The sequence below is a fragment of the Microbacterium sp. SCN 71-21 genome (assembly GCF_001725695.1).
Taxonomy (GTDB): Bacteria; Actinomycetota; Actinomycetes; order Actinomycetales; family Microbacteriaceae; genus Microbacterium; species Microbacterium ginsengisoli.
Map to the genome: position 1 here is coordinate 1 of NZ_MEGA01000080.1, position 9,077 is coordinate 9,077.

Here is a 9,077-nt window from a genome sequence, read left to right on the forward strand (position 1 = left end):
GAGGAGGGCGAAGTCGACCTCGCCGTGATCGATCGCGCGCACCAGCTCGTGGGAGCCCGCGACCACGAGCCGCACGCTCACGTGCGGGTGGCGACCGCGGAACTCGGCGATCGCCGATGTGAGGTCGATGAGTCCGAGCACCGGCAGTGCGCCGATCGTCACGGTGCCGCGCAACCCGCGCCGCACCTCGTCGACTGCGGCCGCGGCCTGCGCGGCGTCGGCGAGGGTCTGTCGCGCGAGCGGCACCAGCGCGTGCCCGGCCGCGTTCAGCCGCACCCCGCGCGGGCCACGATCGAACAGCGGTGACCCGAGCTCGCGCTCCAACGAGCGGATCGCGCTCGAGACGCCGGACTGGACGACGTGCAGCCGCTCGGCCGCCGCACTGATGCTCTCGGCATCGGCGACCGCGAGGAAGTACTCCAACTGACGCAGCTGCACGCGTCCATCCTCTCGCCTCCGGCGATCAGTGGGCCGTCTGGCCGCCGTCGATCGTGTACACGCTGCCGTTGATGAACGGCGACGCGTCGGAGGCGAGGAAGAGCACGAGGTTCGCGATCTCCTCCGGCTCCGACACCCGTCCCTGGGGCGAGTACGACAGCACGGTCTCGCGCATGGCGGGGTCCGCGAGCCATCCGTCGATCATCGGCGTGCGCACGAGGCCCGGCGCGACCGCGTTCACCCGCACACCCTCGCGGGCGTAGTCGAGCGCCGCCGCGCGCGTCAGGCCGACGACGCCGTGCTTGGCCGCCGCATAGGGGGACATCCCCGGGTCGGCGATGACTCCGGCCACCGAGGCGATGTTGACGATCGAGCCGCCGCCCCGAGCGAGCAGCGCCGGGATCTCGTGACGGAGCGAGAAGAACACCCCGGAGAGGTCGACCGCGAGCGTGTGCTGCCAGTCCGTCACGGTCTGCTCGGCGAGAGTCCCCGTCGGCGGGAGCGACCCCGCGTTGTTGACCGCGATGTCGAGGCCGCCGTAGGTGTCCACGGCGGTCTGCACGAGAGCGGCGACCGCGGCGTCATCCGAGACGTCGGCGACCGCGTGGGTCGCCCGGCCCCCGGCCGCGACGATGTCGTCGACGACGCGCTGGCCCGCGGCATCCCGGGAGCCGATCACCACAGCCGCACCGGCGCGACCGAGTGCGCGGGCGACGGCGGCGCCGATCCCGCTGGAGCCGCCCGTGACGACGGCGACCTTGTCGGAGAAATCGAAGGTGACGCTCATGTCGGCCACCTCAGTCCGTCCAGCGCACGTAGAGCACCATCGCGCGCGCGTGGCTCTCGGTCCACAGCTCGACGCCCTTCATCGGGCCGTCGGCCCACCGCTCGGCGAGCTCGGCGGCGGCGCGGCGGGTGACCTCCTCGATGATGAACTTGATGCCAGCCTGCTCGCTGTCGCGGTGCTCGGCCAGCAGTTCGGGAGTGTTGATCTCGTCGTGCAGGCGCTTGACGGTGGCGTACACGTCGAGCACGTAGCGACGGGTCAGCTCCACGTCGCTGCGGCGCGCGACATCGGCGGTGTGCCCCGACAGGAAGTGCTCGAAGTCGTACTCGAGGAACCGGTCGAACGCGCCCAGGTAGGCGAACATGTTCTCGGTGATGTCGAAGTCGAGCAGCGGCACCCACCCGCGCGCGAGCAGGTCGATGGCGACCATGACCTTCTCGTCGGGGAGGAACAGCACCGTGTCGCCGTCGGCGGAGTGGAAGCCGTCGCGGAACAGCTCGATGCGGCGGGTGCCGCGGGTGAGCGAGAGGGCGCCCTCGTACACGACGGTCGGCGCCGGGCGGGCGGGGTCCGCCTTCTCGGCGAGGAACCGCGCGGTGCCGGCCTCGGCGATGATCTCCACGCCGTCGGCGAGCAGGTACGAGCCACCGATGTGATCCGAGTGCCCGTGCGAGTAGATGAGCGTGCGGATCGGCTCGTCGGTGACGTCGGCGATCGCGGTGCGGATGTGGTCGACGAGCGGTTCGGGAGCATCGAGCAGCACGACCCCCTCGCCGGTGGTGAAGAAGATCGTCTGGTAGTTGCCGTTCGTGATCATGAAGACCCCGGGGGTCATCTCCCGGGTCAGGAACCCGGCGCTGAGGTCGGTGACCTCCTCGGGCTGCACGTGGCGACGTGCGGGTGCGGACATGATGTGCCTCCTCGGCAATCGGTGGATGGGGATGGCGCGGCGAACGCCGCCCCGGTCGGGGCGGTGCGGATGCCGCGGGTCAGGCGAAGCACGACGGCGCCCGCCTGCGCCAGGGCGTCCACGCCCTCGGCGAGCGGGCGCGTGGGAGCGGCGGGACGAAGGCCCGTGCGCAGCACCAGGTCGGCGACGGCCGTGTAGGCGATCTCGCGCTCGGCGGCCGACGCGAGGAAGTTGGAGTGCCCGATGATGCGCGCGCCGCGGTTGCGGAACGCGGGGGCCAGGATGCTCGCCTCGGCGCCGGCCGAGTTGCCGACCTGCGCGATGCGCGCGCCCGTGGCGAGGTGTCGGGCGGCGACCGCGAGCGGCATGCCCCAGGTGAGGTCGATGACCACGTCGATGCCGCCCGCGGCGGCGAGCTGCGCGTCGAGGGCATCGGCGTCGACCGCGAGCACCCCGTGACCGCCCCGCGCCCCGATAGCCTCGAGTCCGGCCTCGGTGCGGGCGGTCGCGAGCACCGTCGCCCCGAGGTCGACGGCCGCGGCGACGGCAAGGGTGCCCGCCGATCCCGTTCCGCCGAGCACGAGCACGGTCTCCCCGGGCTGCGTCTGGGCGGCACGGTGCAGCGCGAGCCACGCGGCGATCCCCGGCACCCCGATCGCCGCCGCCGTCACCGGGTCGAGCCCGTCGGGCACCGGCACGCTCTCGGCACCGCGCAGCGGCACGACGTCGGCGAACGTGCCGAACGGCGCGGGCGGCGCGCTCACGTAGAGAAGCCCGCCCGCGGCATCCTGCACCACGCCGGAGAGGCCGGCGACGGCGCCGGGTGCGAGCGGGCGGAAGGGCATGGTCCCGGTGGCGATCACCCGGTCGACGGGGTTCACCGCCGCCGCGACGAGCGTCGCCGGCGTCGCATCAGCCGATGGCTCCTCGATCTCGGTGAGCACGATGCCGCCGGTGGCGGCGAGGGTGAGGGCGCGCATGTCGGCACCTGCCTTCCGGCCGCCCGTCGGGTGCGGCGGCCGGATTCATCGTCGATCCGGCGCCCCGGCGCCACAAGAATCGGAAAACGATCGCGGCCATCACCGAATGTGATGGATGCCGAGGCTCACCGCACGCGCGCGACGTCGAACTGCAGACGGGGGTGGGCGTACGCCTCCTGCGACTCGACGAGCAGCAGCTCCCGAGATCCCGCGTCGTGCGTGCGCTGCAGCAGATCGAAGACGCTCGACGTGGTGCGCGCAAGCGCGGCCTGCGCATCGCCGGTCGCGCGGTAATGCGCGGTGAACAGGGCCGCCGTCACATCGCCCGACCCGTTCGCCTTCATGCCGATCATGGGCGTCTGCACGAGCCAGGCGCCGTCCCCGTTCACGACGAGCATCTCGATCGTGCCCTCCGGGCGGTCGGGGCGGGCGACGCTCGTGACGAGCACGGTCTCGGGGCCGGAGGCCCGCACGAGGTCGGCCGCTTCGAGCGTCGAGGCGATCGTGTCGGGAGAGGTGCCCGTGAGGAATCCCAGCTCGAACTGGTTGGGGGTGACGAGGTCGGCGGCGGGCACGACCCGGTCGCGCAGCAGATCGGGGATGGCGGGGGCCACGAAGCATCCCGACACGGCGTTTCCCATCACCGGGTCGCAGGCGTAGATGGCGTCGGGGTTCGCGGCCTTGACCCGCGCGACCGCGTCGAGGATGACATCGGCGATGCCCTCGCTGCCCTGATAGCCCGACAGCACCACGTCGATCTCGGGGAAGACCCCGCGCTCCTCGATGCCGAGGATCACCTCGTGCACGTCGCTCGGGGCGATGAGCGGCCCCCGCCAGGAGTCATACCCGGTGTGGTTCGAGAAGGTCACCGTGTACACCGGCAGCACCTCGACACCGATGCGCTGCAGCGGGAACACGGCGGCCGAGTTGCCGACGTGCCCGTGGGCCACGGCCGACTGGATCGAGAGGATCTTCATCCGTCGATCCTCGCATCCGCGGCGGGCGCCGCGACAATGGCCGCGGCGACGTCGTCCGCGAGGCGCTCCTGGTCGGCGTCGTCAAGCTCGTGCACCGTGAGACGAAGAGCGGATGCCGCACCCCCGCCGGCCAGCTCGAACTCGTCGCCCCGCCGGGCGAGCCACCCGCGACGCATGAGCCCTTCGGCGACGGGGCGGGCCGCGGCATCCGTCGTCACCCACACGTTGAGTCCGTCGGAGGGCGGCACGACGATGCCGCGGTCGGCGAGCCGGGCGATGAAGGCGGCGTTGCGCGAGGCGTAATGCGCGCCGGCCGCGTCGATCTGCGCGCGCACCGCCGGGTCGATGAGGAGGGCGTGCGCGAGGCGCTGCAGCAGGTGACTGACCCAGGTGGTGCCGGGGCTCAGCCGCAGGGCGAGGCGTTCGGCGGTGTGCGGGTCTGCGGCTGTGATGGCCAGCCCCATGTCGGGCCCGAGGAACTTCGAGACCGAGCGGATGAGGGCCCAGCGCTCGTGGGCGGGGGAGATGAGCGAGTGGAACGGGCGGGTGGAGAGCAGGGAGAAGTGGTCGTCCTCGATGATGAGCACGTAGGGGTGCTCGGCGAGCACCTCCCGCAGCTGCGCCGCGCGCGCGGCGCTGAGGCCGGCACCGGTGGGGTTCTGCGCGCGAGGGGTGTGCACGACCGCCCGCACGCCCACGGCGAGCGCGGCCCGGAGTCCGGCGACAGTCATGCCCTCCTCGTCGACCGGGACGGGCACGGCCCGGTAGCCGCCGAGGCGCACGATGTTCAGGCTCGACAGGAAGCACGGGTCCTCGAGCGCCACGGCGTCGTCGCGGGCGAGGGTCTGCGAGAGCAGGCGGTCGATCGCGTCGGACGCGCCGCCGGTGATCGTGAGGCGGATGTCGCGCGCCTCCGGCAGCGCCTCGGTCATCCAGTCCCGCGCCCACGCCTCGAGCGCACGGTCGATGACCGGCTCTCCGTAGAGCACGGGGCGTCCGCCGACGCGTCGGAGGGCCTCGGTCGGGTCGGGGATGAGTCGCGGGTCGGGGTTGCCCGTGCCGATGTCGCGCAGCACGGTGTCGGCGGCGTAGCCCTCCTGGGCGACGCGGGTGCGCCCGGCGATCCGGGTTCCGGCGCGGCCCCGCGAGACGACGACCCCTGCGACGGCGAGCTGCCGGTAGGCGGCGACGACGGTGTTGCGGTTCACCCCGAGGGTGTCGGCGAGGGTGCGCACGGGCGGCAGCAGCGCGCCGGGGACGCGATCGCCTCGCTCGACGAGCGTGCGCACGCTGTCCGCGATCTCGGTCGCGGTGGTGCCCGTTATGCCGGTCGTCATGTGTGACCCCCTCGCAGCAAGCCTAAGCGCCAGTCGTGTTACATTTCGGCCTAGGCCAAAACATGGCGTCATCCGGACGCCCGAAGGAGCAGACCGTGACCACTCCCACCATCGGTTCCGACCGCGTCAAGCGCGGCCTCGCCGAGATGCTCAAGGGCGGCGTCATCATGGACGTCGTCACCGCCGAGCAGGCGCGCATCGCCGAGGACGCCGGCGCCGTCGCCGTGATGGCGCTCGAGCGGGTTCCCGCCGACATCCGCGCCCAGGGCGGCGTCGCCCGCATGAGCGATCCCGACCTCATCGACGACATCATCGCGTCGGTCTCCATCCCGGTCATGGCGAAGGCGCGCATCGGGCACTTCGTCGAGGCGCAGGTGCTGCAGCAGCTCGGCGTCGACTACATCGACGAGTCCGAGGTGCTCTCGCCCGCCGACTACGTCAACCACATCGACAAGTGGAAGTTCACGGTGCCCTTCGTCTGCGGCGCCACCAACCTCGGCGAGGCATTGCGTCGCATCAACGAGGGCGCGGCCATGATCCGCTCCAAGGGCGAAGCCGGCACGGGCGATGTGTCCGAGGCGACCAAGCACATCCGCAAGATCACGAGCGAGATCAACGTGCTGCGCTCCCTCACCAAGGACGAGCTCTACGTCGCCGCAAAGGAGCTGCAGGCGCCCTACGAGCTGGTCGCCGAGATCGCCGAGACCGGCACGCTCCCTGTCGTGCTCTTCACCGCCGGCGGCGTCGCCACCCCCGCGGATGCGGCCATGATGATGCAGCTCGGTGCCGACGGCGTGTTCGTCGGCTCCGGCATCTTCAAGAGCGGCAACCCGGCCGAGCGCGCCGCCGCCATCGTGAAGGCGACCACGTTCTACGACGACCCGGCCGTCATCGCCGAGGTCTCGCGCGGACTCGGCGAGGCGATGGTCGGCATCAATGTCACCGACCTGGCCGCACCGCACCGCCTCGCCGAGCGCGGCTGGTGACCAGCCCGCGCATCGGGGTGCTCGCGCTCCAGGGCGACGTGCGCGAGCACGCCGTCGCCCTGGCGGCGCTGGGGGCGGATGTCGCCAGGGTGCGGCGCCCCGACGACCTCGCCGCCGTGCAGGGGCTCGTGATCCCGGGCGGCGAGTCGAGCGTCATCGACAAGCTCGCCCGCGCCTTCGAGCTGCGCGACCCCCTGCGCGAGGCGATCGCCGGAGGGCTCCCGGTGTACGGCACCTGTGCCGGCCTCATCCTGCTCGCCGAGCGCATCGTCGACGGCATCGCCGGGCAGCAGACCTTCGGCGGCCTCGACGTGACGGTGCGCCGCAACGCGTTCGGCAGCCAGGTGGACTCGTTCGAGACCGACCTCGACGTGCCCTCCCTCGGCGCACCGCCTGTGCACGCCGCGTTCATCCGCGCACCGCTCATCGAACAGGTCGGCGCCCGGGCCGAACCGCTCGCCCATCTCTCCGACGGGCGGGTCGTCGCCGTGAGGCAGGGCCCCCTGCTCGGCACGTCGTTCCACCCCGAGGTCACGGGGGAGCTGAGGTTCCACCGCCTGCTGCTCGACGCCGTCGCAGCGGCGTGAGCCGCGGCATCCGTTCGATGTCGTCCCCGCCGCGTAGTCTCGCGACGTGACCAGCTGGATCGCCCTGCTGCGCGGGGTCAACGTCGGCGGCGCGACCGTGCGCAACGCCGAGCTGCGCGAGATCGTGACGGGCATCGGGGGCGCTGACGTCGTGCCGGTGCTCGCGAGCGGCAACGTCGTGTTCGACCACCCGACCGAGCGAGCGGATGCCGCGGCTCTCCGCGCGAGGCTCGAGGCGGCGCTCGGACGCCACTACGACTACGACGCGCACCTGCTGCTCGTTGCCCGGGAGGCCGTCGAAGAGGCGATCGGCGGGTTCCCGTTCGCGGCCGACGACACCGCGCGGCAGCCCTGGGTGATCTTCTGCGACACCGCGCAGACCGCGGCATCCCTCATCGACGAGCCCCGCGACGACGACCTCGATCCGGTCGCCCGCGACGGCGCCGTCGTGTACTGGAACCCGCCCAAGGGACGTTCGACCGACACCCCCTTCGCGAAGGCGGTCGCGCGTCGCACCTGGCGGGAGCGCACCACGACGCGCAATCTCCGCACCCTCGTGAAGATCCTCGCCGCACGCCCGTAAACTGGAGCCTATGTCCGGACACTCCAAATGGGCCACGACCAAGCACAAGAAGGCGGTCGTCGACGCCCGCCGCGCGAAGTCGTGGGCGAAGCTCATCAAGAACATCGAGGTCGCAGCCAAGCTCGGCGGTGCCGACCTGCAGGGCAACCCGACCCTCTTCGACGCAGTGCTCAAGGCCAAGAAGACCTCGGTGCCCAAGGACAACATCGACCGCGCGATCAAGCGCGGCGCCGGCATCGGCGGCGAGTCGGTCGAGTACTCGTCGATCATGTACGAGGGCTACGGTCCCAACGGCGTCGCCCTCATGATCGAGTGTCTGACCGACAACAAGAACCGCGCCGCGGCCGAGGTGCGCACGGCACTCAGCCGCAACGGCGGCACCCTCGCGGACCCCGGTTCGGTCGCCTACAACTTCTCCCGCAAGGGCGTCATCGTCGTCTCTGAGGAGGGCACGACCGAGGACGACGTCATGCTCGCGGCCCTCGAGGCGGGCGCCGAGGAGATCGAGCCCCACGCCCAGGGCTTCGAGGTCATCACCGAGGCATCCGATGTCGTGGCCGTCCGCAGCGCGCTCGTCGACGCCGGCATCGAGTACGAGTCGGCCGACGTCGAGTTCGTCCCGACCCTCAAGGTCGAGATCGACGCCGAGACCGCCCGCAAGGTGTTCCGCCTCATCGACGCCCTCGAGGACAGCGACGACGTGCAGAACGTCTACTCGAACTTCGACCTCACCGCCGAGGTGCAGGCCGAGCTCGAAGAGGACGAGTGATCGCACGCGGGCGCGCCGCTCGAGCGCCGCGACCCGCGATCGTTAGCGTGGGGGAGTGACCACCCCTTCGCTGCGCGTGCTGGGCATCGACCCCGGCCTCACCCGCTGCGGCGTGGGCGTGGTGGATGTCGCTCCCGACCGCTCTGCGCGCCTCGTGCACGTCGGGGTCGTGCGCTCCTCACCCGACCTCGCGATCCAGCGGCGCCTGCGCCTCATCGCCGACGGTATCCGCGAGGTCGTCGCCGTCCATCAGCCCCACGTGGTCGCCGTCGAGCGCGTCTTCGCCCAGCACAACCGGCACAGCGTCATGGGCACGGCGCAGGCGAGCGGCATCGCGCTGCTCGTCGCCGCCGAGTTCGGCCTCGAGGCCGCGACCCACACGCCGTCCGAGGTGAAGGCCGCCGTCACCGGCTACGGCTCAGCCGACAAGGCGCAGGTGCAGGCGATGATCGCGCGCCTGCTGCGCCTCGACGCACCCCCGCAGCCGGCGGATGCCGCGGACGCCCTGGCCCTCGCGCTCTGCCACGCCTGGCGTCGCGGCCCCGCCGCCCCCGGGGCATCCGCCCTGACGCCGGCGCAGCGCGCCTGGGCCGACGCCGAGCGCCGCGCCCGCCGCTAGCGTGTCGCTCGAACATATCTGCGAACCGTCTCGTAGGGTGGAGCCATGATCGCTTCCGTGCGCGGCTCCGTGCTGTACGTCGACGGCGACACCGTCGTCGTCGA

11 protein-coding genes are annotated in these 9,077 nt (G+C 72.0%); 5 read left to right on the top strand and 6 right to left on the bottom strand.

Translation table 11 applies throughout. The features are described from left to right. The 6 genes from ABT08_RS10930 to ABT08_RS10955 form a co-directional block, all read right to left on the bottom strand. A partial coding sequence (locus ABT08_RS10930) for a LysR family transcriptional regulator (protein ID WP_288114951.1) occupies positions 1-438 on the bottom strand: 438 nt, incomplete at its 3' end. A gap of 25 nt (positions 439-463) precedes the next feature. Beyond that, complete coding sequence (locus tag ABT08_RS10935; RefSeq protein ID WP_056518619.1) at positions 464-1,225, bottom strand: SDR family NAD(P)-dependent oxidoreductase; 762 nt, start codon at positions 1,223-1,225, stop codon at positions 464-466. Positions 1,226-1,235: 10 nt separating this feature from the next. After that, the gene (locus ABT08_RS10940) at positions 1,236-2,135 is read right to left on the bottom strand and encodes an MBL fold metallo-hydrolase (RefSeq protein ID WP_056518575.1); all 900 of its coding nucleotides are present in this window, start codon (positions 2,133-2,135) and stop codon (positions 1,236-1,238) included. Beyond that, positions 2,069-3,115 carry a quinone oxidoreductase family protein gene (locus ABT08_RS10945; protein WP_288114952.1) on the bottom strand — a complete coding sequence of 349 codons (1,047 nt, stop codon included), beginning with the start codon at positions 3,113-3,115 and terminating at the stop codon, positions 2,069-2,071. Before ABT08_RS10945 ends, ABT08_RS10940 begins: the two co-directional genes overlap by 67 nt. Positions 3,116-3,240: 125 nt before the next feature. After that, positions 3,241-4,092 (bottom strand): pyridoxal kinase PdxY, encoded by an 852-nt coding sequence (gene pdxY / locus ABT08_RS10950; protein ID WP_056518573.1) that lies wholly within the window; start codon positions 4,090-4,092, stop codon positions 3,241-3,243. Next, positions 4,089-5,429, bottom strand: a complete 1,341-nt coding sequence (locus ABT08_RS10955) for an aminotransferase class I/II-fold pyridoxal phosphate-dependent enzyme (RefSeq protein ID WP_288114953.1) — start codon at positions 5,427-5,429, stop codon at positions 4,089-4,091. The genes pdxY and ABT08_RS10955 overlap by 4 nt, the downstream gene beginning before the upstream one ends. 62 nt (positions 5,430-5,491) lie before the next feature. Between ABT08_RS10955 and pdxS the strand changes: the two genes are divergently transcribed. Genes pdxS through ruvC form a run of 5 tightly spaced genes read left to right on the top strand, consistent with a single transcriptional unit; the run spans position 5,492 to position 8,973 of the window. Then, positions 5,492-6,415, top strand: coding sequence for a pyridoxal 5'-phosphate synthase lyase subunit PdxS (pdxS, locus tag ABT08_RS10960; RefSeq protein WP_200930901.1), 924 nt, complete (start codon positions 5,492-5,494; stop codon positions 6,413-6,415). After that, on the top strand, positions 6,409-7,002 hold the full coding sequence (gene pdxT / locus ABT08_RS10965) for a pyridoxal 5'-phosphate synthase glutaminase subunit PdxT (protein WP_212742791.1): 594 nt from the start codon (positions 6,409-6,411) through the stop codon (positions 7,000-7,002). The genes pdxS and pdxT overlap by 7 nt, the downstream gene beginning before the upstream one ends. A 46-nt stretch (positions 7,003-7,048) precedes the next feature. Beyond that, positions 7,049-7,585: a DUF1697 domain-containing protein gene (locus ABT08_RS10970; RefSeq protein WP_288114955.1), complete on the top strand. Its 537-nt coding sequence runs from the start codon at positions 7,049-7,051 to the stop codon at positions 7,583-7,585. A gap of 10 nt (positions 7,586-7,595) precedes the next feature. Then, positions 7,596-8,354: a YebC/PmpR family DNA-binding transcriptional regulator gene (locus ABT08_RS10975; RefSeq protein WP_056208936.1), complete on the top strand. Its 759-nt coding sequence runs from the start codon at positions 7,596-7,598 to the stop codon at positions 8,352-8,354. A gap of 55 nt (positions 8,355-8,409) precedes the next feature. Continuing rightward, entirely contained in the window at positions 8,410-8,973 is a 564-nt protein-coding gene (ruvC, locus tag ABT08_RS10980; protein ID WP_056208939.1) for a crossover junction endodeoxyribonuclease RuvC, read from the top strand. The last annotated feature ends 104 nt before the right edge of the window (positions 8,974-9,077 follow it).

Coding starts and splice junctions, on each gene's coding strand:
- ABT08_RS10935 (WP_056518619.1), bottom strand. CDS start 1,225: ATGAGCGTCACCTTCGATTTCTCCGACAAGGTCGCCGTCGTCACGGGC.
- ABT08_RS10940 (WP_056518575.1), bottom strand. CDS start 2,135: ATGTCCGCACCCGCACGTCGCCACGTGCAGCCCGAGGAGGTCACCGAC.
- ABT08_RS10945 (WP_288114952.1), bottom strand. CDS start 3,115: ATGCGCGCCCTCACCCTCGCCGCCACCGGCGGCATCGTGCTCACCGAG.
- pdxY (WP_056518573.1), bottom strand. CDS start 4,092: ATGAAGATCCTCTCGATCCAGTCGGCCGTGGCCCACGGGCACGTCGGC.
- ABT08_RS10955 (WP_288114953.1), bottom strand. CDS start 5,429: ATGACGACCGGCATAACGGGCACCACCGCGACCGAGATCGCGGACAGC.
- pdxS (WP_200930901.1), top strand. CDS start 5,492: ATGGCGTCATCCGGACGCCCGAAGGAGCAGACCGTGACCACTCCCACC.
- ABT08_RS10975 (WP_056208936.1), top strand. CDS start 7,596: ATGTCCGGACACTCCAAATGGGCCACGACCAAGCACAAGAAGGCGGTC.